Below are 23,823 nucleotides of genomic sequence, written 5' to 3'. Positions count from 1 at the left end.
CGAGGTCCTGGGCACCTGGTGTATGGACCAGAACTGTCAGGACGACCCCTACGACGTCGACGTTGAACTCGGAGACCCCGTCGACGTGGACGGCACCATGTACTTCTCCACGTACACGATCACCGATTACGACGACGACATGCCCGAAGAGACCCGTGAGGCGTTCGACCAGGCCGACGACGGCAAGCTCGGCGTCCCGCAGTAGGGGTTCCGGGGCGAGGTGACATCGAAGAGTTCCTCCGCTCTTCGTAGAATCCTTACAAACGCCACAGTCGGGACAAAACACCTGTTCAGAGCGGGTGTCGGGGGATCTCGTCGAGGATGGAGGAAGCCGAACCGGGCGTGGCGGGCCCGAGAGGTCTCTAGTCTGCTGAGTTGTGGGACTCAACCAGTGGACGAACGACCGCGCGGACGATGGACGGGGCAACGGCGACCGGCCGGTGCCACGGCACGGCCGCGCCGCCCTGCTGCGTCTGGCCGGTTGGTTCGAGGAGTCGGAACCGGACCGCGCCGAAGCCTTGGCCACCGCCGCCTTCGCCCTCCACCCCGCCCGTCACCTGGAAGGACGCGTCGACGACAGTGTCGCGGCGACCACCAGTTGGTGGCAGGGGGAACCCGACCGCAGCACCATCACCGAACACCCCGGCGCCCGCCCCCCCGAACCGGTCCGGGACCACCGCGCCCAACAGGCCCGCCTACGGGACGCCGCGGAGTCCTCGGCGCACTGGCGCCGCGCGGGCGCCGAGCAGATCCGTTCCCTGCTGACCGAACCCACGGGCGACGACGCCCGTCTGGACCTGTCCGGTGCCGGGATGGAGGTCCTCATGGAGCTCCTCACCGCGGCGCTGGGCTCGGGCGACGCCTCCCGACGCCCCACCTCCGCCGGTGACCTGGAGTTCGGCCTGCGCCTGCACGTCATCGCCGCGCCCGGGGCCGAGGTCACCGTCCGCGGCGAGGGCGGCGACCTGAGCCTGGAGGGTCTGCGCCTGTGCGTGACCCCCTATGGCCGGCACGTCGTCGACGTCCCCGCCGAACGCACGGTCACCCCCGACCCGGAGCCTCCGGTCGCCCCCACCCCTTCGGAACCTGTTCCGGACACCCCCGAACCCGTGGAACCGGTCCCGACCGAACCACCCCCCGCGCAAACCCCGCCCACCGGAACACCGCACGCCGCGCCCCCGGTCGTGGAGGACCCCGAGGAGGACACCTCACAGGCCCCTGTCGAGGAACCGACCCACCCCGATAACCTCCCCGGACCGGACCCGGACCCGGACTCCCAGAACACCGGTCCCATCGGGATCACCACGCGAACGCCCTGGACACGGAGGTGGGGGTGATGGAGACGAACGCCTACAGCGAAGACGCCGCCCTCATCGGGGAACGCCAGGCCGCCGCGCGCGCCCTCATGGCGCACCCGTTGCTCACCCGTGCCGCGCACCCGGCCGAGTTCTCGCTGGTGCGCTCGCACAACGAGTGGCTGGTCCAGCGCTTCCAACGCGTGCTCGGCTATCGGCTCACCATCGCCGACGACCACGCCCGCCTGGTCAAACGCGGGCTCGTCGACGAGGTCACCGGACCGATCACCCGAGCGGACGGTTCCCGGCTCACCACCAGGGCCCTGACCTACCTCGCCCTGACCCTCGCGGTCCTGGTCGAGCGGGAAGGTCCCGTCACCGTGCGCTCCCTCGCCGCCACCGTGCGCGCGACCGCCCATGAGGCGGGCATCGACGCCGACCCCACCCGTGGTCTGGGCGAACGCCGTTCCTACTGTGCGGCCCTGTTCCACCTGGTGGACCTCGGCGCGCTCACCGAGGCCTCCGGCACCATCGCAGCCCACCAGGCCGACGCCGCGGTGGACGCCGAACTCGTCCCCGACACCGAGGCCCTGCGCTCGGTCACCGCCCACCTGCCCAGGGCCGGCACGGACGCCGACGCGTTCCTCGCCGAGGCGGTCGACGCGGACCCCGAGAGCGACCAGGCGGGGGAGGTCGCCCTGCGCCGCCTGCTCGCCGAGACCGCCGTCGTGCACCGTGAGGAGCTCTCCGACCGCCAGCGTGACCGGCTCGCCTCCCACCAGTGGCGCGCCGCGTCCGCCCTGGGCAACCTGTTGGGCTGCGACACCGAGATCAGAGCCGAGGGTGTGGCGCTGGTCATGTCCGACGAGGCGATGGCCCGCCCGCGCTTCCCCTCCGACGACCCCGTCGGACACACGGCGCTGGCCCTGGTCCGCCACCTGTCCGGTCTGTCGAACCCCGGCCGACCGACCACGTCCGTTCCCGTCCCCGAGCGAGAACTCCAGGTCGCCTTGGAGGCGCTGGGCGGCGCCGACGCGCAGGTACGCGCGGAGTGGGCCCGTACCGCCGGTCCGGAGATCCCCGAACCCGAACGTCTCTTCTCCCTCGTCCTGGAACTCCTCACCGGGCTCGGGCTGCTCCGGGGCGAACCCGGTGCCCGAAGACTGACGGCGGCCGCCGCGAGGTACGGCGCGGAAGTGGACGATCGCGTCCCCCGGATCCAGGACAATGGCGAAGACAGCCGGACACATCCCGAAGACCGGACACACCCCGAACAACCGCGCGGTTCCGGTCCACAGGAGCCCGAGCCTCGGGACGACCCCCGTAGCGACCTCGACCGGGTGGCGTCCGTGCTGCAAGCGGTGGCGAACGAGAAGGTGAGCGCGACCAGTGGTGACACAGGAGACGAGCCAGGCCCACGGGAAGCTTCCGGCTGACCCCGCCCCCACCCCCCGTTACCGCCTCGAACGAGCGGGCATCCGGAACGTCTGGCAGTACGACGACCACGTCCTGGACTTCGCCGAGGGCCGGCTGCTGCTGCGCGGGCGCAACGGCGCAGGCAAGTCCAAGGCCCTGGAGATGCTGCTGCCGTTCCTGTTGGACGGGGACGTGCGGCGTCTGGACACCACCGGCACCAACCGGACCAGCCTGCGCTGGCTGATGGCCGACGACCCTCGTGCGGGACGTGTCCCGGTGGAGGAGGAGACCGGTCCCGACCTGCTCGGCGGCCCCGAGGATCCCGCCGACGGCGAGTCCGCCGAAACGGCCTCGGACGGCACCGAAGCCGCGCCCGCCGACACCGCCTCCGAAGACGGCGACGCGACCCCCGGTCCCGCGACCCGTCTGGGCTACCTGTGGGTGGAGTTCACCACCGCACGCGGCGACCGCGGCCTGGACGCCGCCGCCCACACCACCGGACCCAACTCGGCCTCCGCCCTGCTCGCGGCACAGACCGAACCCGCCGCCGAACCCGAGGGCGAGGAACCCCGCTACCTCACCCTGGGCGCGGCCGTCCTCGCCGTGGGCGACTCCGACCCACGCTGTGTCTTCTTCGTCACCGAACGCCGGGTCGGGCACGACCTGGAACTGGTCGTGGACGGCCGGCCCAAGCCCGTGGACCGGCTGCGCTCGGAGATCGGCGCGGAAAACTGCTTCACCAGCGCCGTCCCCTACCGGGCGCGGGTGATGCGGAGCCTGTTCGGCATCGACGACTCCGTCCGCTACCGCAACCTCATCCACCTGCTCTACCGGCTGCGCCGCCCCACCATCGGCGACCGCCTGGAGGCGGGCGAACTCGTCGGCGTCCTCTCCGAGGCCCTGCCGCCCATGGACGAATCGGTCCTGGACGAGGTGGCACGCAACATCGCCGACCTCGAACAGGCCCGCGCGGAGAAGAACGCCCTCACCGAGGCCGGCGGCGGTGTCGCCGAGTTCCTCACCGACTACCACGGTTACCTGGTGCACACCCTGCGCGCCCGGACCGCCGAGGTCCGCGAACAGCTCGACGCCCGTGACCGACGAGTGGACGAGACCGACCGGCTGCGCGCCGAACTCGACGAGCTCATCTCGGACGAGAGCCAGATCTCCGAGGAACGCGACCAGGCCCGCCGCACCCGCGACACCGCCGAGGCCGACGACGGGACCCTCGCCTCGGCCCAGCAGGACGCGGCCACCGCCACCGCCAACGAACGTCGCGCCTACGACGCCGCCGTGGGCGCCTACATCCGCGCCGCCGAGGCCGCCTGGGCCGCCGCCGAACACGCGGCCACCACCGAGGACCACGCGATCGAGCGGTTGGGCGAGGACGTCTCCACCGTCGAACGCGCCCTCGACGTCCTGCGACAGACCCATGCCGAAGCCGGTCGCGCCGCCACGGCCGCCGGTCTGGACCCCCGTGCTCTGGGCCGGGTCCCCGACACCCGCTCCACCGTGCACGCCCCCCGCGAGAGCACCACCCGGGTGGACATCCAAGGCCTCGAACAGGCCGTGGAACGCGCCCCCGTCGACGGCATCGACCTCGACGACCTGCGCGAGAACCTGGGCCGGCTGCACGACCGGCTCACCGCCGCCGCCGACGCCGCGGCCGACCGCACCGACCAGGCCGCCCGCCTCACCGGACTGACCAGCGCGGAGACCGCCGCCGACCGTCGCCTGGTGGCCCTGACCAGCGAGTCCGAGAGCGCCCAGGCCGCCCTCGAACACACCCACACCCGGGAACAGGAGGCCATCGCCGGGCTGCGCGAACAGAGCGCCGCCTACGCCGAGGGTGTCCGAACCTGGGCCGCGCGCCTGCGCGACTCCAGCCACGCCCACGCCCTGGGCGACGCCGTCCACGAGCTGGAGGGCAGCGTCGAGCTGCCCATCTCCGACGCGCTGCGCGTGCTGGACCCCGACGTGCCCACCAAGGTCGCCCGCCTGGCCCACACCGCCGTCGATCCACTCCTGGAGGAGCTGCGCGCCCGGCGCGACGTGGCCGTCAACGAGGAGGGCCAGCTCGCCGACGAGCTCGCCGAGCTCGCCGAACGCAAGGCCAAGAACGCCGACGCCGCCCCCGAACGCCCCGCGTGGGCCACCCACACGCGCCCCGACTCCGACGGAGTCCCCTTCCATCTCGCCGTCGACTTCGCCAACGGCCTCACCACTCGCGAACAGGCCGGGCTCGAAGCCGCCTTGGAGGCCAGCGGACTGCTCGCCGGGTGGATCCGAGCCGACGGCACCCTGTACGACCCCGCCACCCGCGACCTCATGGTCACCCCGGCCCGCCCCGCCAAGGGCCGTACCCTCTTCGACGTGCTCGTGCCGGTCGCGGTCCCCGACCGCGGCGTCGACAACGACAACCTGCGCGCCCTGCTGTCCTCCATCGCCCTGGGCTCGGAGTCGACCGGCGCTTCCACCGAGGACACCGAGGCCAAGCACCGTCGGGACAGCTCCGTGGCCACCGTCAGCTCCATGTCGCTCTCCGGCGGATGGCGCCTGGGCGTGGCCTCGGGCGCCCACACCAAGTCCGAACCGGAGTACATCGGCGAGGCGGCGCGCAAACGCGCCCGCGACCGTCAGACCGCCAACACCGACCGCCGCATGGCCATCGCCGAGGCGCTCCTCGCCGAGGCCGGCGAACGACGGTGGGCCGTGGAGCACTCTTACTCCGAACTCCTGGAGGTCTCGCGGGACCTGCCGGACGCCTCCCCCCTGGTCCGGGCCTGGGCCACCCTCGACGTGGCCCGCGCCGACGTCGCCGCGGCGCGGCGCGCGCACGACACCGCCCGATCCACCGCCGACGACGCCCGCAACGAACTCCTCGACCTCCGCCGTCGCCTCAAGGACGCCGCCGGGGCGGAGGGGCTGCCCACCACACGGGCCGAACTCGACAGCGCCCTGCGGGCCATGGACCACCTCCGCGTCCTCATCGCCTCGGCCCTGCGCGACCTCGAAGTCCTCGCCTGGCAGTTGGCCGACCACGAACGTCACGTCGCGGCCTGGAGCCGCACCCGATCGGCGCGCCTGGTCGCCGAGGACGCCCGGGCCGGCGCCATCGACGACATGATCACCGTGCGCCGCCAGTTCGAGCTTGGCGACCGCGCGCGGGGGGTGCCCGGCGAACAGATCGAGGCGGCCCGCGACCAGGTCCGCGCCCGCGCCCAAGAGGCCGCCGAACGCCTTCCCGAACTCGAACGCCGCGCCCAACAGGCACGCGATGACCGCGTTGCCGCCGAGGCGCGCCTGGAAGCGGCCACCGTCGAGCGCGCCGAACAGGTCCGTCGTGCCCTCGCCACAGGGGAGAACCTGGTCGGCGCGGTCACCACCATCGGCGACCCCGCGGCCAAGGCGGTCAAGGGGACCGAGGACACCGTCCCCGACGCCGTCCTGCTGCGCGCCGCCGGGTTGGAGGACTGCGCCGCCGACGACGGCCCGCTGACCCGCTACCTGGCGGCCCTGGAGGCGGGAGCCGACACAGAACCCGTGGGCCCCGACACCCGCCTGGACCTCCTCGCCGACTTCGTCGAACGGCTGGAGGCAGGCCTGGCCGCGCAGACCGACGTCACCGAGGTCGACGACAGCGCCATCCTGGGCAGCCGCGAGGACCTGCAGCGCCTCCTCACCTCCGTCGGCTGGGCGCAGACCCGCACCGAACTCACCGAACCCCGGGGCGTCAAACGCCTCACCGTCCACGACGAGGACGGGGCCCACGACGTCACCGCCTACGCCGAACACGTCGCGGCGTCCGTGACCAAGGCAGAGGAGACCGTCGCCATCGCGGAGGAGGAGGCCTTCGAACGCCACCTGCTCGGCGAGCTCGCCGGACACCTCTCCCGCCAGATCGACGAGGCCCGCGCCCTCATCGCCACCATGAACGACGTCCTCAAGGACGTCACCACCTCCGCCGGGCTCGGCGTGCGTCTGGACTGGAACCTGGCCCCCGACGCGGGTGCCGACGTCGAGGCGGTCGTTCCCCTTCTGGCCACCCCGCCGCAGGAACGCACCCGCGTCCAGACGACCCGGCTGCGCGACGCGCTGCGCCGCTGCATCGAGGCGATCCGTCGACTCGACCCGACCGCCACGGGCGGCGCCCAACTGCGCGCTGCCCTGGACTACCGGTCCTGGTTCACGTTCACCGTGTACGTCACCGACTCCGCGGGCGACGAACGCCGTCTGGGCCATCGCACCGCCCTCAGCCAGGGTGAACAGCGCGTGGTCGCCTATCTGGTGCTGTTCGCTGCGGCGGCCGCCCACTTCGACGCCCTCGCGGCCCGAGCGCCCTGGGCCCCCCGCCTGATCCTGTTGGACGACGCCTTCGCCAAGGTCGACGAACCCACCCACGGCAGGCTCCTCGGTCTGCTGGTCGAACTCGATCTCGACTTCGTGCTGACCTCCGAACGGGTCTGGGGATGCTTCGCGAGCGTGCCCAGCCTCAACATCTACGAGTGCCTGCGCGACCCCAACGTGCCGGGGATCGCGACTTTGCACTTCACCTGGGACGGCAGCCGGAGAAAACTCGTGGGGGTATGATCCGCGCCTCGTGTTGTAGGCATCACCAGCGCGCTTCCTGCCTTCCTGTCCTAGTCTGCAGATGCAGGTTCGAAAACGGAGCGGGGTGGCGAAAGTGACTCGGGTACCCGAGGCGGGCGCGAACGGAGGAACGGACGGCCGGGAGGCCGATCCCGGGGCCGACGACCCCACCACGAAGGGCCTCTTGGAGGCCCTGGCACGCTCCGGGGTACCCTCACGGGTCCGGTCCTGGATCAACGCCGCCCTGTGGGGCGAGGACGCGCTGGAGGCCCTCCTGCGCGGTGAGCACATTCCCGAGGCCGTTCCCGACCCCCCGAGCGGCCCGCCGCCCGGACTGATGCGCCGCGCCTACCTCACCGGCATCCGCGTCCAGGGTTTCCGCGGCATCGGTCGTCCCGCCGAACTCACCTTTCCCGCCGGCCCCGGCCTCACGGTGATCGTCGGCCGCAACGGGTCCGGCAAGTCCAGCTTCGCCGAGGCCGCCGAAGCCGCCCTGACCGGTCGCAACCCCCGCTGGGACGCCATGCCCACGGGATGGCGCGACGGTTGGCGCAACCTGCACTACGACGAGCGCACAGAGGCCAGCGTCGACATCCACATCGCGGGGGACCACGGGCCGACCCGGATCAGTCGTCGCTGGACGGGGGAGAGCGTTCGCTCCGCCCGTGGCGAGGTCGTGCATCCCAACGGTGAGGTGTCGTCGCTGCGCACCCTCGACTGGGGCGAGAACCTGGTCCGCTACCGACCCTTCCTGTCCTACGACGAACTCGGTCGCACCGTCACCGGTCGCGCCGCCGAGCTCTACGACACCCTCACCGCGCTCCTGGGCATCACCGGTCTGGCCGAGGCCGAGCGTCGCCTCGCCAAGGTCTGCGACGGCCTGGCCCGCCGCCGTGACCGCCCCTCGCGCGCTCTGCGTCCGCTCCTGGACGCGCTCGGCGCCTCCGCCGACCCCAGGGCGGCGCAGAGCGTACGGCTGCTCTCAGCGTCCGACATGGACCTGGACGCCCTGCGCCGACTGGCCGCCGACGACGGCCCCAGCGATCCGGCCCGGCACGTGGTCATGCGCAGGCTGCGCCGACTCAGCGTCCCCGAACGCGTCATCATGAGCGACGTCGTCAACGAGCTGCGGGGCGCCGCCATGGAACTGGCCATGGCCGCCGGCACCAAGGGCGACCACGCCCACGGGGTGGTCGAGCTCCTCGAACAGGCGCTGGAACACCACAAGCGCCACCCCACCGAGACCACCTGCCCCACCTGCGCCACCACCGGAGCGCTGGGAGCCGACTGGGTGCGCCGCGCCAACGCCCAACTGCGCGCGCTGCGCCCTCAGGCCGCGGTCACCTCGGCCGCCTACGAACGCGCCGACGCCGCCCGCGACCAGGCCCGCTTCCTGCTCTCCCCGATGCCCGGTTGGCTGCCCCCGGAGAGCGAACTCGGCCAGGTGTGGTCGCTGTGGGAGTCCGGTTCCGACATCGAGGACCTCGCCGAACTCGCCGACCACATCGAGGACGTGGGGCGCAGGCTCCGCGCGGCCGCGGTCAGCGCGCGCCGGGACGCCTCCGAACGCCTGGAGGACCCCACCGACGGGTGGGCCGACCTCGCCGAACGGCTCTGCGAGTGGTTGGACGACGCCCAGGACGCCATCAAGGCGAGCGAGGACCTCTCGTACGCGGAGGCCGCGCTCGGCCGGCTCACCGAGTACGCCCGGGGCGTGCGCGCCGAACGGCTCGGCCCGGTCGCGGCCCAGGCCGAACAGGTCTGGTTCCGGCTGCGCCAGGAACGCCACATCGACCTGCAGGGCATGCGGCTCATCGGCCGCGGGGCCCGCCGGAGGGTCGAGGTGGACGTGTCCGTCGACGGCGTGGAGGACCAGACCAGCGCGCCCGGGCTGCTCAGCCAGGGCGAGTTCCAGGCCCTGGCACTGTCCATCTGCCTGCCGCGCACCCTCGTCGAGGGCAACCCGTTCGGGTTCCTGCTGCTGGACGACCCGGTCCAGGCCATGGACACCGAGACCGTGGAGGGTCTGGCCTCCGTGCTGGCCGAGGTGGGCCGGCACCGGCAGCTCATCGTCTTCACCCACGACACCCGACTGTCGGACGCCCTGCGCCGCCTGGGGCTGGCCGCGGACATCCGCACGATCAACCGCGACGCCATGTCCAACGTCTGGCTCGCCGAGAACGGCGCCTGAGGGGCGCCGAAGGGCATGGGGGGTCTTCGAGGCCCCTCACGGGGTGCACGGCGTCACATTCGGACCGTTTTTCGAAGCTCGGAACAGGGCCTCGAAAACTCGAAAAACCTGCCTTGATCAGGGGTTTCGTGATCCGGAGGCGGCCCCGGGCAAGCCGAGGGGAAGGGGGTCGGGCCCTCGATTTGGCAGACCACCCCTCAATCCCTGTATAGTCATGACCAGCGCAAGGGGGCAACACCCCCGGGGCGGACGAGAGAAAGTCCCACAGCGCGCCCCTTTAGCTCAGTCGGCAGAGCGTCTCCATGGTAAGGAGAAGGTCTACGGTTCGATTCCGTAAAGGGGCTCCACCACTTGATGAGGTTCCGGTCCACTCAGGTGGGTGGCCGGTGGAACTTCGCCGGCCGAAGCAACAGACATCCGCGATAGGATGTCTTTGCTGTCTGATCGGGGCGGGGTAGCTCAGTCGGTAGAGCAAGCGGCTCATAATCGCTGTGTCGTCGGTTCAAGTCCGGCCCCCGCTACCAACCCACTGACCCCTGAGCGTCGAACTCAGGGGTCGTCGTGGGTCTCAGCAGTTTTTCACTGCGTCAAGGTAATGTCTCCAGCGAGAAAGGCACTCCGAAGTGGCTGCCACAGACGTGAGGCCGAAGATCACCCTGGCCTGCCAGGAGTGCAATCACCGGAACTACATCACGCGCAAGAACCGTCGGAACACCCCCGACCGTCTGACGATCAAGAAGTTCTGCCCGAACTGCCGCAAGCACAACGACCACCGCGAGACCCGCTAGGTCACGCAAGAGGGTCGTCGCCTCAGGCGGGGAGCGACAGCTTCTCGTAGACTCCAGCCCGGTGAGCCAATCGCTCACCGGGCTGTTCGCTGTCCAGGGGCCTTCTCCGCGACGGCGGCCGGGCCCCGACTTTTCCACATCCGAGAGGCAGAGCGTGGCGATCAACCCTGACTACCTCGGCCGGGAGTACCCCGCCCCCGAGGCCTACGAGGTGACCCGCGGCAAGATCCGCGAGTTCGCCGAGGCCATCAACGATCTCAACCCGGTCTACCTGGACCGCGAGTCCGCGAAGGCCATGGGCCACCCCGACGTCATCGCCCCGCCCACCTTCCCGGTGATCCTGGGGATGGCCGGTTCCGCGCTGGCCATCGCCGATCCCGACCTGGGCGTCGACTTCTCCCGGGTCGTCCACGGCGACCAGAGCTTCCACTACGCACGCCCCCTGTACGCCGGTGACGTCCTGAACACCGTCACCCGCATCACCGACATCAAGGCCCTGGGCGGCAACGAGCTGCTCACCCTGGAGACGGTGGCCACGGCGGCCGACGGCGAACACGTGGTGACGGCGGGCATGATGCTCGTCGTCCGGGGATCCTAGGAAGCGGAGACACGAGGATGAGCAGGCTCAAGTACGACGAGGTCGAGACCGGCGCGCAGCTGCCTGAGCGGACCTTCCCGGTCCGCCGCCTGGACCTGGTCCGTTACGCCGGTGCCTCCGGTGACTTCAACCCCATTCACTGGAACGAACGCTTCGCCAAGTCCGTCGGCCTGCCCGACGTGATCGCGCACGGCATGTTCACCATGGCCGAGGCCGGTCGGGTCATCACCGACTGGACGGGGGACCCCGGAAGCGTCGTCGACTACTCGGTACGCTTCTCCGCGCCGGTGGTCGTCCCCGACAACGATGACGGCGCCGAGATCACCGTCGGCGGCAAGGTCAAGTCCAAGAACGACGACGGCACCGTCACCGTCCTGTTGACCGCCCGATCCGGCGGCGCCAAGGTCCTGGCCAAGGCGTCGGCCGTCGTCCGTCTCGCCTGACCCCGTTGTTTCGGGCCGGCCCCGACCGGAGCTCCTGGCCCTCCTGAGAACGAAGAGGTACCACGCCCGTGTCCACGATGCTCGCCGACCACACCACGCTCGGCCTGGGCGGTCCCGCCAAGGCCTTCCACACCGCCACCACAACCGACGAACTGGTCCGTCTGGTCACCGACGCCGAGCGCGCCGGTGAGCGGGTGCTCGTCCTGGGCGGCGGCAGCAACCTGGTGGTCGCCGACGACGGCTTCCCCGGAACCGTGATCCTGATCGCCTCCCAGGGCGTCACCCTGGCCGAGGCGGGGACCGATCCGGAGACGGGTGAGACCGTCGTCCTGCTGCGAGCGGACGCGGGCGTGGACTGGGACCCCCTGGTCGAACGGACCGTCGCCGAGGGCCTCAACGGCATCGAGTTCCTCTCCGGCATCCCCGGCCGGGTCGGTTCCACACCGATCCAGAACGTCGGCGCCTACGGCCAGGACGTCAGCCAGACCATCCGCGAGGTGTTGGTCCTGGACCGCACCACCGGTGACCTGGTGACCATGTCCAACGCGGACTGCGGGTTCACCTACCGGGACAGCTCCTTCAAGGGTCACGACCGTTACGTGGTGTGCGAGGTGGTCTTCGAACTGCGTCGTGGACCGCTCAGCCGTCCCGTGCGCTACGCCGAGGTCGCCCGCACCATGGGTGTCGAAGCGGGGGAGCGCGTACCGCTGAAGAAGGCCAGGGAGGTCGTCCTGGGCCTGCGCCGCGGCAAGGGCATGGTGCTGGACCCTGCCGACCCGGACACCCGCAGCGCCGGTTCGTTCTTCACCAACCCGATCCTGTCGCCGCAGGAGTACGAGGCCTTCCGCGAGCGTGCCGTCGAACGCCTGGGCCCGGACGCCGAGATCCCCGGACACCCCGACGACGAGGGCAACGTGAAGCTCTCCGCCGCCTGGCTGATCGACCGGGCCGGGTTCACCAAGGGCTACGGCGACGGTCCCGCGCGGATCTCCGGCAAGCACACCCTGGCCCTGACCAACCCCGGCGGCGCGAGCACTGCCGACCTGCTCGACCTGGCTCGCGAGGTGCGCGCCGGGGTCGAGACCGCCTTCGGAGTGCGGCTGGTCAACGAGCCGGTCATGGTCGGCGTGGGCCTGTAGGTCCGGTTCCGCGTCCGGGCCGGCCTGGAGCGACGCCCCGAAGAAACGAGTTAGGCACTCCTAACTTACATTTCCACCTCGCCGAAACAAACAATTCGTCGAAGCGACGAATTGCCGATAAAAAAAGTCACTGATAATGTCGTTCGTGTCAAAGGGGAGTAGTCCCCAATGTGCGCGGTCGACATACTGGACCTTCCGTCCCGGCCGCGTGAGCCCAGCTCAGGCGGGCGGGCGAGACCTTTGACCCGGTGAAAACGGACCGGGTTGAAGGGGTGTTCTCCGCCTCCTTCTGCCCATCTCGGACAGCAGGAGTGTCATGTCGGCTTTTCTCGCCGCTCTCGGTATCAGCACGGTGGCCATCTTCATCGCGGAAATGGGTGACAAGACCCAGTTGGTCGCGATGTCCCTGGCCTCGCGCTATCGCGTGCTCACCGTCATTCTCGGCATCACCGCCGCCACCGCCGTGGTCCACCTGGGCAGCGTCTTCATCGCCGAGGTGCTCGGAGCGGCGCTGCCCACCGACTGGCTCACCCTCGCCGCCGGTCTGGCCTTCCTCTTCTTCGGCCTGTGGACGCTGCGCGGCGACGAGATGACCGAGAAGGACGAGGAACGCGCCGCCTCCCGCCGGATCCGCTCCGGCTTCATGACCGTCGCCCTGGTCTTCTTCGTCGCCGAGCTCGGGGACAAGACCATGCTCGCCACCATCACCGTCGGCACCCAGCACCACTGGCTCCCGGTGTGGATCGGCTCCACGATCGGCATGGTCGCCGCCGACGGGATCGCCATCGCCATCGGCGCGGTCCTCGGCAAGAAGCTGCCCGAGCGGGCGATCAGGATCGGCGCCTCGGTGCTGTTCTTCCTCGCCGGCGCCGCCATGCTCGCCCAGGGAGCCTGGGCCCTCCTCGCCTGACCCGGCCCCCGGGGGCGCCGCCTGGGGGCTGCCGGGGCCCTCGACCCCGGGCGTTAATCGGCGGGCGTCGCCAGCCAGGTGTCCACGCCCGAGAGCATCTCCTTCTTCAGCGAGTCCGGGGCCCCCGAACCACGGATCGACATGCGGGCCAGGTCGGCGAGCTCGGGGTCGCTGAACCCGAACACCTCGCGGGCGATCCGGTACTGCTCCAGCAGACGGGGGCCGAACAGCAGAGGATCGTCGGTGCCCAGGGCGATCGGCACCCCCGCGTCGTAGAGCCTGCGCAGTGGCAGGTGGTCCACCTTCTCCACCACGCCCAGGCCCACGTTGGAGGTCGGGCACACCTCCAGGGTGACCTCCTGGGTGGCGATCCGCTCCACCAGGTACGGGTCCTCGATGGCCCGAACCCCGTGTCCGATGCGGTCGGCGTCCAGTTCGTCCAGGCACTCGCGCACGCTGCGCGGACCGTTCAGTTCGCCACCATGCGGGGCAGACAGCAGACCGGCCCGCTTGGCGATCCGGAAGGCGGCCTCGAAATCACGCGCGCGGCCGCGGCGCTCGTCGTTGTTGAGCCCGAACGAGACCACGCCCTTGTCCGCGTACTGGCGCGCGAGGCGGGCCAGGGCACGGGCGTCCAACGGGTGCCGGGTGCGGTTGGCCGCCACCATGATCCCGATGCCCACGCCGGTCTCCTCCGAGGCGACGCGGGCCGCGTCCAGGATGAGCTCCAGGGTGGCGGTGAGCCCGTCGAAGCGGGACGCGTAGCCGCTGGGGTCGACCTGGATCTCCAGCCAGCCCGAACCGGCCTCTCGTTCGTCCTCGGCGGCTTCGAGCAGCAGGCGGTACATGTCCTCCCGCCGCTTCAGGACCGAGCGGGCGATGTCGTACAGGCGCTGGAAGCGGAACCAGCCGCGTTCGTCGGTGGCCCGCAGTTTGGGCGGCCACTCCTCGGACAGGGCCTGGGGCAGGTGCACGCCCCGCTGCTCGGCCATCTCCACGAGCGTCTCGTGGCGCATGGACCCGGTGAAGTGCAGGTGCAGGTGGGCCTTGGGCAGCCGGTCCAACCGGCGGGCGCTGGTCGGTGTCTCCATGTCCCAAGCCTGCCGTATGAATCACACCTCGCGCACCGGGAACGGCGACAACCGCGCCCGCCCCGTACACGAGGGAGCCCCGGACCACTCGGTCCGGGGCTCCCTCGTGTACGGGGCGGGCTACTTGGCCTCGGCCAGCAGGTTCTGGATGCGGGTCACGCCCTCGATGAGGTCCTCGTCGCTGAGCGCGTACGACAGACGCAGGTAGCCGGGGGTGCCGAAGGCCTCACCCGGGACCACGGCGACCTCGGCCTCCTCCAGGATGAGCTCGGCCAGCTCCGCGGAGGTCTTCGGGGTCTTGCCGCGGATCTCCTTGCCGAGCACGTCCTTCACCGACGGGTACGCGTAGAACGCGCCCTCGGGCTCCGGGCAGACCACGCCGTCGATCTCGTTGAGCATGCGCACGATGGTCCGGCGACGACGGTCGAACGCCGTCCTCATCTCGTCCACCGCGGTCAGGTCGCCGGAGAGGGCGGCCACGGCGGCGGCCTGCGACACGTTCGCGACGTTGGAGGTGGCGTGCGACTGCAGGTTGCTCGCGGCCTTGACCACGTCCTTGGGGCCGATGATCCACCCGACGCGCCAGCCGGTCATCGCGTACGTCTTGGCGACCCCGTTGACGATGACGGTGCGGTCGGCGATCTCGGGCACCTCGACGGGCAGCGACGCGAACTCGGCGTCACCGTAGACCAGGTGCTCGTAGATCTCGTCGGTCAGCACCCACAGGCCGTGCTCGTTCGCCCAGCGGCCGATGGCGCGGACCTGCTCGCGCGGGTAGACGGCGCCGGTCGGGTTGGACGGGGAGACGAACACCAGCACCTTGGTGCGGTCGGTGCGGGCCGCCTCCAACTGCTCGACCGAGGCCAGGTAGCCGGTGCTCTCGTCGGTGACGACGTAGACGGGCACACCGCCCGCGAGCTTGATCGACTCCGGGTAGGTCGTCCAGTACGGGGCGATCACGATGACCTCGTCGCCCGGGTCCAACAGGGCGGCGAAGGCCTCGTAGATGGCCTGCTTGCCACCGTTGGTGACCAGGATCTGGGCCGGCTCGACCTTGTAGCCGGAGTCGCGCTCGGTCTTCTCGGCGATGGCCTTCTTCAGCTCGGGGAGGCCGCCGGCCGGGGTGTAGCGGTGGAAGCGGGGCTCGCGTGCGGCGGACACCGCGGCTTCCACGATGTAGTCGGGGGTCGGGAAGTCCGGTTCCCCCGCGCCGAATCCGATGACGGGTCGGCCGTCCGCCTTCATGGCCTTGGCCTTGGCGTCCACCGCGAGGGTGGCGGACTCGGAAATGGCGCTGATACGTGCAGAGACACGGGGTCGATCAGTCATGTTCCTATGGTGTCATGTGCTCATCCGCGTCGTCGGGGGGAAGGTCACTTCCTCGGGCGGGGAAGGTCACCCCGGGCGTTCGGATCGGTGGAACCGGTTTGGTCGTGGCCCCCGGATGGGCGTACACTCGTTCGCGCCGGCCGGTTCGTTATGCAGGCGTCACACCTTCGAGGTTGTGCGTCGACGCTCAGGACCGGCTATGGTGGGCAACGCAGTTTCCGCTAAGGGCAGTGGCTCAATTGGCAGAGCACCGGTCTCCAAAACCGGCGGTTGGGGGTTCGAGTCCCTCCTGCCCTGCAAGTCCGAGCGCGGATCGGGGTGGCGACCACGGTCGTCACCCCGCCGCGAGGGCAACGGAACTACGGGGAATCAAGCAGCCCGCGACCCTAAGGACCCCAGGTGACTCAGACTGACGCCGACGCCAAGCCCGAGAGGGAGCCCAAGCGTCGTACCGGTCCGGTGACGTTCACCAAGCAGGTCGTCGACGAGCTGCGCAAGGTCCGCTGGCCCACGCGTAAGGAACTGACCACCTACACCATCGTCGTCCTGGTGTTCGTCGTGCTGGTCCTGTCCTACGTCTCCCTTCTCGACTTCGCCTTCGGTGAGGCCGTCACCTGGCTCTACAGCACCTTCGGCCGGCCGAGCGTCTAAGGCACGGCCCTCCTTCACAGGGGCAAGGGCGCGTCAACTCCGCCCCGTAAGCCCTTCCTCGTCCGCGCGTTGGTCCCGCGTCGCCCTGAGAGACCGTAAGCTGGCAGAACTGGGTTCGACGCACGGCCTGTTCGGTGTGCGTCGCACGCACTAGCGAATCCGACGAGAGAAAGAGCAGCCGTGTCCGAGTCCCCACTGACCTCTGACGACTTCCCCGAAGAGGAGCCGGATCAGTCGTCGGCGGAAGAGACCGGCCTGGCGGGCGAGCCGACCCAGGACGCCGATGGCGACGTCCCGGGGCTCGCCGATGAGGCCGGTGAGGTCGCCGAAGCCGACGAGAGCGCCGAAGAGGCCGAAGCCGAGCCCGAGTTGCCCCGCCTCGACCCCGTCGAGGAGTTCAAGAACGAACTCGTCCTGTTGCCCGGCGACTGGTACGTCGTGCACACCTACGCCGGCTACGAGAAGCGCGTCAAGGCCAACGTCGAGAGCCGTACCCAGTCCCTCAACATGGAGGAGTACATCTTCCAGGTCGAGGTGCCCGAGCACGAGGTCACCGAGGTCAAGAGCGGCAAGCGTCAGCAGGTCACCGAGAAGGTCCTGCCCGGCTACGTGCTCGTCCGCATGGACCTGACCGACGAGTCCTGGTCGGCCATCCGTAACACCCCGGGCGTCACCGGTTTCGTGGGCCTGTCCAACAAGCCCGCCCCACTGAGCCTGACCGAGGTCGCCAAGCTCCTGGCCCCCGAGCCGGAGGAGGAGCCGGACTCCGGCCCGCAGGCCAAGGCCGCGGGCGGCGGCGAGGCCCGTTCCGACGTCGCCTACGAGGTCGGAGAGTCCGTCACCGTCATGGAGGGTCCGTTCGCGACCCTGCCCGCCACGGTCAGCGAGATCAACGGCGACACCCAGAAGCTCAAGGTGCTCGTGTCGATCTTCGGCCGTGAGACCCCGGTGGAGCTCTCCTTCAACCAGGTCGCCAAGATCTGACGTCGTGGGGTTCATCCCACAACCAGCCCGGAGCACTGTCCGGGCGACGTAGACTTGGTGGGTCCACCCTCACGGGGTGGGCCCACCGTCGCGTGTCACGGCAGGCCTCGCGGCCCGACGAACACGCGCCCGGCCCGTCCGGTCCCGACGGGCCGTGGCCCCGCGCCCCGCGCGGGGAAGCCTCCTTCGGCAGCGGCACGGCCGTGGCCCTTCGGCCCGTACGTGCCGTCAGGGAGGCAGGGGCCGGCACACAACGCAGATCAGGCAAAGGACCCGATATGCCTCCGAAGAAGAAACTCGCCGCACTCGTCAAGGTGCAGCTGCCCGCCGGTCAGGCGACCCCGGCGCCGCCCGTCGGTACCGCTCTCGGTCCGCACGGCGTCAACATCATGGACTTCTGCAAGCAGTACAACGCTGCTACGGAGGCCCAGCGCGGCAACGTCATCCCCGTAGAGATCTCCATCTACGAGGACCGTTCCTTCAGCTTCGTCACCAAGACGCCCCCGGCGCCCAAGCTGATCCTGAAGGCCGCCGGTGTGGACAAGGCCTCCGGCGAGCCGGGCCGTAGCAACAACGGTTCCATCAGCGCCGACCAGGTCCGTGAGATCGCGCAGACCAAGCTGCCCGACCTCAACACCGACGACATCGAGGCCGCCACCAAGATCGTCGCCGGTACCGCCCGTTCCATGGGCATCGAGGTCAAGTAGCTCCCGAACAGGGGTTACTCGACGGCAAGAACCACAGTGGCAGGGCCACGCGCTGGCCCAAGGACCACACGTTCCCGTAGGAGAACAGCGTGAAGCGCAGCAAGAACCACCGCAAAGCCGCCAACCTGGTGGACCGCGACCGGCTTTACAGCCCCGCCGAGGCCGTGAAGCTGGCCAAGGAGACCAGCAACATCAAGTTCGACGCCACCGTCGAGGTGGCCCTGCGCCTGGGCGTCGACCCGCGCAAGGCCGACCAGATGGTCCGCGGCACCGTGAACCTGCCGAACGGCACCGGCAAGACCGCTCGGGTCCTGGTCTTCGCGACCGGTGAGCGTGCCGAGCAGGCTCGGGCCGCCGGCGCCGACATCGTCGGCGACGACGAACTCGTCCAGAAGGTCCAGAACGGTTTCCTCGACTTCGACGCGGTCGTGGCCACCCCGGACCTCATGGGCAAGGTCGGTCGCCTCGGCCGTGTCCTGGGCCCCCGTGGCCTCATGCCCAACCCGAAGACGGGCACCGTCACCCCGGACGTGGCCAAGGCCGTGACCGACATCAAGGGCGGCAAGATCGAGTTCCGCGTGGACCGCCACGGGAACCTGCACTTCATCATCGGCAAGGCCTCGTTCGACGAGCCCAAGCTGCTGGAGAACTACCAGGCCGCGATCGACGAGGTGAACCGCCTCAAGCCGTCCGCCGCCAAGGGCCGCTACATCAAGAAGGCCGTGGTCTCCACCACGATGGGCCCGAGCATCCCGCTCGACGCCTGAGACCGTGTTCGTTTCGCGCCGTCGCCGGCGCCTCGGCCCCTGGCCCGCCACCGCCCTCAACGGGCGGCCCGGCGGCCGGCGGTCCTCCTTCTTTCGGTCGTCGAACGAGTGAGGAACGTTCCGGGGCCGGACGACGCTCGAACCGCCCTCGCCTCCTTCGGGAGCGCGGGGGCGGTTCGCGTTCCACCTCAGCCGAGGTCCCACCCTCGCCGAAGACAGGGGAGTGGCGATCGTCACCGGACGGTCGATCCCGACGTGGTCGAGCACTCCCATTCGTCGGTTAGCATTGGGACTTGCCGAAGACCGCTGGTCGTCACCCGCTCGGGTGACCTAAGGACCCACCTCGATGGGCGCCCGCGCAGGTGTCACCAGAGCTTTCCCGTTCCGGGTCCCGTGTGCCGAGCACATGGGCGGGAGAACGCGGACATGCCCCGTGCGCCTTGCGCTCGGGGCTTTTCTCGTGCTGACGCCGATCGTGGAAGTCCTTGGGATAAAACCAGCGTTCACTGTTGGAAGGAGTCCCATGGCGAGGCCGGACAAGGCAGCCGCGGTCGCCGAACTCGCGGACGAGCTCCGCGATTCGAACGCCGCAGTGCTGACCGAATACCGGGGGCTCACTGTCGCGCAGGTTTCCGAACTGCGCCGCAGCCTCGGTCAGAGCACGCGTTTTCGCATCGTCAAGAACACGCTGACCAAGATCGCGGTCAAGGAGGCCGGTGTCGACGAGCAGATCTCCGATCTGCTCGAAGGCCCGTCCGCCATCGCCTTCGTCCACGGGGACGTCGTCGAGGCCGCCAAGGGTCTGCGTGACTTCGCGAAGGCGAACTCGCCCCTGGTGATCAAGGGCGGTGTCGTCGACGGTAAGTCGATTTCCGCCGAGCAGGTCACCAAGCTGGCCGATCTGGAGTCCCGAGAGGTTCTCCTCTCGAAGCTGGCCGGTGCGCTCAAGGCCAAGCAGGGCCAGGCCGCCGCCGTCTTCCAGGCGCTGCCCTCCAAGACTGTGCGTCTCGCGCAGGCTCTGGCGGACAAGCGCAACGAGGAAGCCGCTTAAACCCTTTGAACCACGGCGGGTGCCGACGGCGCCCGGCCTTTGGCTCGCACGCTGTGCCGTTGGCGCGCGTGTCATGAGAGAAAGAGAGATCGCATCATGGCGAAGCTCAGCAACGAGGACCTGCTTGCCGCGTTCGAGGAGATGACCCTCCTCGAGCTCTCCGAGTTCGTGAAGCTGTTCGAGGACAAGTTCGACGTCACCGCCGCCGCCCCGGCCGCTGTGGCCGTCGCCGCCCCGGGTGCCGCCGGTGCCGAAGAGGCCGCCGAGGAGCAGACCGAGTTCGACGTCGTCCTCGAGGCCGCCGGCGACAAGAAGATCCAGGTCATCAAGGAGGTCCGCGGCCTCACGAGCCTGGGCCTGAAGGAAGCCAAGGACCTGGTCGACAACGCCCCGAAGGCTCTGCTCGAGGGCGTCAACAAGGAGACCGCCGACAAGGCCAAGGAGGCCCTCGAGGGCGCCGGAGCCACCGTCACCCTCAAGTAGTCCTCCGCGGGCCTCAGACGCTCGCTGGTCTACGCTGAGCGGCCGTTCCTCCCTCCGGGAGGAGCGGCCGTTTTTTCGTGTCCGTGTCCGGGCGGCGGGCGTCGTCCTAGGACCCGGGTCCGATGGGACCCAGGTCCCGGTCGGGTGGGAACGAACGTCCCCTTTGTCGTGGCGCGGCCGTGTCCGTGCGGGGAGACGGGCCTTCGATGTGCGAAGCTGTTGCGGTCCCCGGGCCCTCGGACCAGGGGAAACCGGGGGCGGTGGGGTACGCGTGTGCGAACTGTCCCTCGGACGCGATAATCTCCCGTCCCGGGAATCCTGACGGACCCGTTGGGGAGTGTTTACCCGCCTTGGGCGAGGGAATCCTTCCGGGTGTCCGTTGGCTCACAATCCCCCGTGGGTCCAGGGCAGGCGCGCTGTTTCACCCTGATGGTCCAGGGCCTTCCCCCGGGGGCGTGTGCGGTGGCCGTTCGTCGGCCGCCGGGCTTGACGGATCGCCCTCCAGGGGTGATCCTGCCGGTGTCGTGAGTGGCGCCGTGGACCGTGAGTGGACAGCGGTGTAGTGTTCGGCTACACTGCTCTTTTGCGCTGCCCTTTGGTGATCCCTGTGTCGGTGAACGGCTTTTCGTCGTTTCCGTTTGTTACTCCGGAAGCTCCGACAAAGCCCGCTCCCGCTCGATGTGACCGTCTCAACCGTGTTGCGGCGGTCCTTCTCGTGACGGATCGTCTGGCGTGCGCGCTTCAACCGCCACAAGCCTTCGGAAGGACCCCTGTTGGCAGCCTCGCGCAACGCCTCCGCTAACGCCCTTGGTCCGCACCGCGTTTCTTTCGCCCGTATCCAGGAACCCCTTGAGGTTCCCAATCTTCTGGCCCTGCAGACCGAGTCGTTCGACTGGCTGTTGGGCAACGACACGTGGAAGACGCGGGGCGAGACTGCCCGCGCCGCCGGCCGCAAGGACGTTTCGGAGCAGTCCGGTCTCGAAGAGATCTTCGAGGAGATCAGCCCGATCGAGGACTTCTCGGGCACGATGTCCCTTTCGTTCCGTGACCACCGGTTCGAACCGCCCAAGTACTCCGAAGAGGAGTGCAAGGACAAGGACATGACCTACTCCGCCCCGATGTTCGTCACGGCGGAGTTCATCAACAACGACACCGGTGAGATCAAGAGCCAGACGGTGTTCATGGGCGACTTCCCGCTCATGACCGTCAAGGGCACCTTCATCATCAACGGCACCGAGCGCGTCGTCGTGTCCCAGCTGGTTCGGTCTCCTGGTGTCTACTTCGACACCTCCGTCGACAAGACCTCCGACAAGGACCTGTTCGGGTGCAAGGTCATCCCGTCCCGTGGTGCCTGGCTGGAGTTCGAGGTCGACAAGCGCGACTTCGTCGGTGTGCGCATCGACCGCAAGCGCAAGCAGGGCGTCACCGTCCTGCTCAAGGCCCTCGGCTGGACCACCGACCAGATCCTGGAGCGTTTCGGCCAGTACGAGTCGATCCGCAACACCCTGGAGAAGGACCCCACCGCGGGTACCGACGACGCGCTGCTGGACATCTACCGCAAGCTGCGTCCGGGAGAGCCGCCCACGAAGGAGTCGGCTCAGGCGCTGCTGGAGAACCTGTACTTCAACCCCAAGCGCTACGACCTGGCCAAGGTCGGTCGCTACAAGATCAACAAGAAGCTCGGTCTGGACACCGAGTTCACGCAGGGGACCCTCACCGAAGAGGACATCGTCTCCACGATCGACTACCTCGTCCGCCTGCACGCGGGTGAGGTCGAGAAGGAGACCGTCCTCGGCCTCCGTCCGATCGAGACCGACGACATCGACCACTTCGGCAACCGTCGCCTGCGCACCGTCGGCGAGCTCATCCAGAACCAGGTCCGCCTGGGCCTGGCCCGCATGGAGCGCGTCGTCCGCGAGCGGATGACCACCCAGGACGTCGAGGCGATCACGCCGCAGACCCTGATCAACATCCGTCCCGTCGTGGCCTCCATCAAGGAGTTCTTCGGCACCTCGCAGCTGTCCCAGTTCATGGACCAGACCAACCCGCTCGCGGGTCTGACCCACAAGCGTCGCCTCTCGGCGCTGGGTCCGGGCGGTCTGTCCCGTGAGCGCGCGGGCTTCGAGGTCCGAGACGTTCACCCGTCCCACTACGGCCGCATGTGCCCGATCGAGACCCCTGAGGGTCCCAACATCGGTCTGATCGGTTCGCTCGCCGCCTACGGTCGCGTGAACTCCTTCGGCTTCGTGGAGACCCCCTACCGCAAGGTCATCGACGGCAAGGTCTCCGACGAGGTCTACTACCTCACCGCCGACGAGGAGGACCTGTGCGTCATCGCGCAGGCCAACACCCCGCTGAACGCCGACGGCAGCTTCGCCGAGGCCGGTGTGCTCGTCCGTCGTAAGGGCGGGGAGTTCGAGCAGGTCAGCACCGACGAGGTCGACTACATGGACGTGTCGCCGCGCCAGATGGTGTCGGTCGCCACCGCCATGATCCCGTTCCTGGAGCACGACGACGCCAACCGCGCGCTCATGGGTTCCAACATGCAGCGCCAGGCCGTGCCGCTGCTGCGCGCCGAGTCGCCGTTCGTCGGTACCGGCATGGAGTACCGCGCCGCCACCGACGCCGGTGAGGTCATCCTCGCCGAGAAGTCCGGTGTGGTCGAGGACGTCACCGCCGACTACGTCACCGTGATGGCCGACGACGGCACGCGCAAGACGTACCGGATGGGCAAGTTCCAGCGCTCCAACCAGGGCACCTGCTTCAACCAGCGCCCCATCGTCCAGGAGGGCCAGCGGGTCGAGGAGCGTCAGGTCCTCGCCGACGGTCCCTCCACGGACCAGGGCGAGATGTCGCTGGGCAAGAACCTCCTCGTGGCGTACATGTCCTGGGAGGGTCACAACTACGAGGACGCGATCATCCTCTCCCAGCGTCTGGTGCAGGACGACGTCCTGTCCTCGATCCACATCGAGGAGCACGAGGTCGACGCCCGTGACACCAAGCTGGGCCCGGAGGAGATCACCCGGGAGATCCCCAACGTCAGCGAGGAGGTCCTGGCCGACCTCGACGACCGGGGCATCATCCGGATCGGCGCCGAGGTCGTCGACGGCGACATCCTCGTCGGCAAGGTCACGCCCAAGGGTGAGACCGAGCTGACCCCGGAGGAGCGCCTGCTGCGCGCGATCTTCGGCGAGAAGGCCCGTGAGGTGCGCGACACCTCGCTGCGCGTCCCGCACGGCGAGTCCGGCACCGTCATCGGCGTGCGCGTCTTCACCGACGACGAGGACGGAGACATCCTCCCCACCGGCGTCAACGAGATGGTCCGCGTCTACGTGGCCCAGAAGCGCAAGATCACCGACGGCGACAAGCTCGCCGGCCGTCACGGCAACA

Annotated in this window: 18 protein-coding genes, 3 tRNA genes and 1 pseudogene; 20 read left to right on the top strand and 2 right to left on the bottom strand. The window is 69.5% G+C overall.

Translation table 11 applies throughout. The annotated features are described in order from the left end of the window. The 12 genes and pseudogenes from K8V84_RS08325 to K8V84_RS08270 form a co-directional block, all read left to right on the top strand. Window positions 1–205, top strand: a pseudogene (locus tag K8V84_RS08325) (hypothetical protein); the annotation flags it as partial. Between the two features lie 172 nt (window positions 206–377). After that, entirely contained in the window at window positions 378–1,337 is a 960-nt protein-coding gene (locus K8V84_RS08320; RefSeq protein ID WP_304072594.1) for a DUF2397 family protein, read from the top strand. Then, window positions 1,337–2,731: a TIGR02678 family protein gene (locus K8V84_RS08315; protein WP_304072591.1), complete on the top strand. Its 1,395-nt coding sequence runs from the start codon at window positions 1,337–1,339 to the stop codon at window positions 2,729–2,731. Before K8V84_RS08320 ends, K8V84_RS08315 begins: the two co-directional genes overlap by 1 nt. Beyond that, window positions 2,685–7,301 (top strand): TIGR02680 family protein, encoded by a 4,617-nt coding sequence (locus tag K8V84_RS08310; RefSeq protein WP_304072589.1) that lies wholly within the window; start codon window positions 2,685–2,687, stop codon window positions 7,299–7,301. Before K8V84_RS08315 ends, K8V84_RS08310 begins: the two co-directional genes overlap by 47 nt. An 85-nt stretch (window positions 7,302–7,386) precedes the next feature. Next, a complete protein-coding gene (locus tag K8V84_RS08305; protein ID WP_304072587.1) occupies window positions 7,387–9,492 on the top strand; it encodes an AAA family ATPase in 2,106 nt (701 codons plus the stop codon). 271 nt (window positions 9,493–9,763) lie between these two features. After that, window positions 9,764–9,839: transfer RNA gene (locus K8V84_RS08300), tRNA-Thr, on the top strand. A 101-nt stretch (window positions 9,840–9,940) separates the two neighbouring features. After that, window positions 9,941–10,016, top strand: a tRNA-Met gene (locus K8V84_RS08295). A 99-nt stretch (window positions 10,017–10,115) separates the two neighbouring features. Continuing rightward, entirely contained in the window at window positions 10,116–10,280 is a 165-nt protein-coding gene (rpmG, locus tag K8V84_RS08290) for a 50S ribosomal protein L33 (RefSeq protein ID WP_026117477.1), read from the top strand. Window positions 10,281–10,434: 154 nt separating this feature from the next. Further along, window positions 10,435–10,878, top strand: a complete 444-nt coding sequence (locus K8V84_RS08285; protein WP_304072584.1) for a MaoC family dehydratase N-terminal domain-containing protein — start codon at window positions 10,435–10,437, stop codon at window positions 10,876–10,878. 17 nt (window positions 10,879–10,895) lie between these two features. After that, window positions 10,896–11,321, top strand: a complete 426-nt coding sequence (locus K8V84_RS08280) for a MaoC family dehydratase (protein ID WP_304072582.1) — start codon at window positions 10,896–10,898, stop codon at window positions 11,319–11,321. A 77-nt stretch (window positions 11,322–11,398) separates the two neighbouring features. Beyond that, window positions 11,399–12,460 carry a UDP-N-acetylmuramate dehydrogenase gene (locus tag K8V84_RS08275; RefSeq protein WP_304072597.1) on the top strand — a complete coding sequence of 354 codons (1,062 nt, stop codon included), beginning with the start codon at window positions 11,399–11,401 and terminating at the stop codon, window positions 12,458–12,460. 316 nt (window positions 12,461–12,776) lie between these two features. Continuing rightward, a complete protein-coding gene (locus K8V84_RS08270; RefSeq protein WP_304072580.1) occupies window positions 12,777–13,370 on the top strand; it encodes a TMEM165/GDT1 family protein in 594 nt (197 codons plus the stop codon). 53 nt (window positions 13,371–13,423) lie between these two features. On the opposite strand, the gene K8V84_RS08265 is transcribed toward K8V84_RS08270, so the two are convergent. Further along, entirely contained in the window at window positions 13,424–14,461 is a 1,038-nt protein-coding gene (locus K8V84_RS08265) for an adenosine deaminase (protein WP_304072577.1), read from the bottom strand. Window positions 14,462–14,581: 120 nt separating this feature from the next. Then, a complete protein-coding gene (locus K8V84_RS08260; RefSeq protein ID WP_304072574.1) occupies window positions 14,582–15,790 on the bottom strand; it encodes a pyridoxal phosphate-dependent aminotransferase in 1,209 nt (402 codons plus the stop codon). A 224-nt stretch (window positions 15,791–16,014) separates the two neighbouring features. Here K8V84_RS08260 and K8V84_RS08255 point away from each other — a divergent pair. From K8V84_RS08255 to rpoB, 8 genes are all read left to right on the top strand, one after another. After that, a tRNA-Trp gene (locus K8V84_RS08255) sits at window positions 16,015–16,087 on the top strand. A 102-nt stretch (window positions 16,088–16,189) separates the two neighbouring features. Beyond that, window positions 16,190–16,441: a preprotein translocase subunit SecE gene (secE, locus tag K8V84_RS08250; protein WP_304072571.1), complete on the top strand. Its 252-nt coding sequence runs from the start codon at window positions 16,190–16,192 to the stop codon at window positions 16,439–16,441. 180 nt (window positions 16,442–16,621) lie between these two features. Beyond that, window positions 16,622–17,425 (top strand): transcription termination/antitermination protein NusG, encoded by an 804-nt coding sequence (gene nusG / locus K8V84_RS08245; RefSeq protein ID WP_304072569.1) that lies wholly within the window; start codon window positions 16,622–16,624, stop codon window positions 17,423–17,425. Between the two features lie 278 nt (window positions 17,426–17,703). Beyond that, window positions 17,704–18,132, top strand: coding sequence for a 50S ribosomal protein L11 (gene rplK / locus K8V84_RS08240; RefSeq protein WP_067597729.1), 429 nt, complete (start codon window positions 17,704–17,706; stop codon window positions 18,130–18,132). 89 nt (window positions 18,133–18,221) lie between these two features. Continuing rightward, on the top strand, window positions 18,222–18,899 hold the full coding sequence (gene rplA / locus K8V84_RS08235) for a 50S ribosomal protein L1 (RefSeq protein WP_304072564.1): 678 nt from the start codon (window positions 18,222–18,224) through the stop codon (window positions 18,897–18,899). A 523-nt stretch (window positions 18,900–19,422) separates the two neighbouring features. Then, complete coding sequence (rplJ, locus tag K8V84_RS08230; protein ID WP_304072562.1) at window positions 19,423–19,950, top strand: 50S ribosomal protein L10; 528 nt, start codon at window positions 19,423–19,425, stop codon at window positions 19,948–19,950. A gap of 96 nt (window positions 19,951–20,046) precedes the next feature. Next, window positions 20,047–20,433, top strand: coding sequence for a 50S ribosomal protein L7/L12 (gene rplL, locus K8V84_RS08225; protein ID WP_304072559.1), 387 nt, complete (start codon window positions 20,047–20,049; stop codon window positions 20,431–20,433). 773 nt (window positions 20,434–21,206) lie between these two features. Continuing rightward, window positions 21,207–23,823: DNA-directed RNA polymerase subunit beta (rpoB, locus tag K8V84_RS08220; protein WP_304072556.1), on the top strand; the 2,617-nt coding region annotated here is incomplete at its 3' end.

The sequence above is a fragment of the Nocardiopsis listeri genome, from assembly GCF_020741345.1.
Taxonomy (GTDB): domain Bacteria; phylum Actinomycetota; class Actinomycetes; order Streptosporangiales; family Streptosporangiaceae; genus Nocardiopsis; species Nocardiopsis listeri_A.
This window is presented reverse-complemented; position numbering and strand designations above follow the sequence as displayed.

Bases quoted from the DNA above. Each gene is read 5' to 3' on its own strand.
- K8V84_RS08315 (WP_304072591.1), top strand. From the start codon at position 1,337: ATGGAGACGAACGCCTACAGCGAAGACGCCGCCCTCATCGGGGAACGC.
- K8V84_RS08280 (WP_304072582.1), top strand. From the start codon at position 10,896: ATGAGCAGGCTCAAGTACGACGAGGTCGAGACCGGCGCGCAGCTGCCT.
- K8V84_RS08275 (WP_304072597.1), top strand. From the start codon at position 11,399: ATGCTCGCCGACCACACCACGCTCGGCCTGGGCGGTCCCGCCAAGGCC.
- K8V84_RS08270 (WP_304072580.1), top strand. From the start codon at position 12,777: ATGTCGGCTTTTCTCGCCGCTCTCGGTATCAGCACGGTGGCCATCTTC.
- K8V84_RS08265 (WP_304072577.1), bottom strand. From the start codon at position 14,461: ATGGAGACACCGACCAGCGCCCGCCGGTTGGACCGGCTGCCCAAGGCC.
- K8V84_RS08260 (WP_304072574.1), bottom strand. From the start codon at position 15,790: ATGACTGATCGACCCCGTGTCTCTGCACGTATCAGCGCCATTTCCGAG.
- rplK (WP_067597729.1), top strand. From the start codon at position 17,704: ATGCCTCCGAAGAAGAAACTCGCCGCACTCGTCAAGGTGCAGCTGCCC.
- rplJ (WP_304072562.1), top strand. From the start codon at position 19,423: ATGGCGAGGCCGGACAAGGCAGCCGCGGTCGCCGAACTCGCGGACGAG.
- rplL (WP_304072559.1), top strand. From the start codon at position 20,047: ATGGCGAAGCTCAGCAACGAGGACCTGCTTGCCGCGTTCGAGGAGATG.